Here is a 518-nt window from a genome sequence, read left to right as displayed (position 1 = left end):
GGTGTGGCCGCGGCCGATGCGGACGACATGTATCGCGTCGCGGGGCTCATCCTCGCCGTCCCCGGAATCGAGCGGACAACGGTCGCCGTCGTCATGCGCGAAGCCATTCCGTATCGCACGCGTCCGTTGATCGAACGACTTGCGCATCGGGGCGCGTGAGTGCAACCCGAGCGAATAGGCTGATTGTTCCATCAGTAACGGGCAGAATGATCGTTGAATGCCCCGGAAAAGGTGTGAACGACCGGTCACGCTGATTCCGTCCGGTCGTGACGCGTGACATCGGCGTTCCCGGCCCGTTCCGTGGCGGCACAAAAGGTAGCCGTCGCGTCACCCGGTCGCGCATCGACAACACCGTCCGCCGCCGCGTCGCGCTGTTGATTCCCACCTACGCCGTGGTCGCGTTCCTCGCCCTCACCAGCGAGCAGGGACCGGAACCCGGTTGGCCCCGTGTCGTGACCGTCCTCGTCGCCCTGTCCACGCTCCCCGTCGCCGCGGCCGTGATGGCGACGCGTCGGATG

Annotated in this window: 1 protein-coding gene; it reads left to right on the top strand. The window is 66.6% G+C overall.

The annotated features are described in order from the left end of the window. Positions 1-266: 266 nt before the first annotated feature. The coding region (locus AC1DYP_RS24815; protein WP_477048566.1) for a hypothetical protein at positions 267-518 on the top strand (252 nt) is incomplete at its 3' end.

This window comes from Caulobacter sp. P1_D6, from assembly GCF_056406095.1.
The sequence above is the reverse complement of the archived record's forward strand: the minus strand, read 5'-3'. Positions and strand labels throughout refer to the sequence as shown.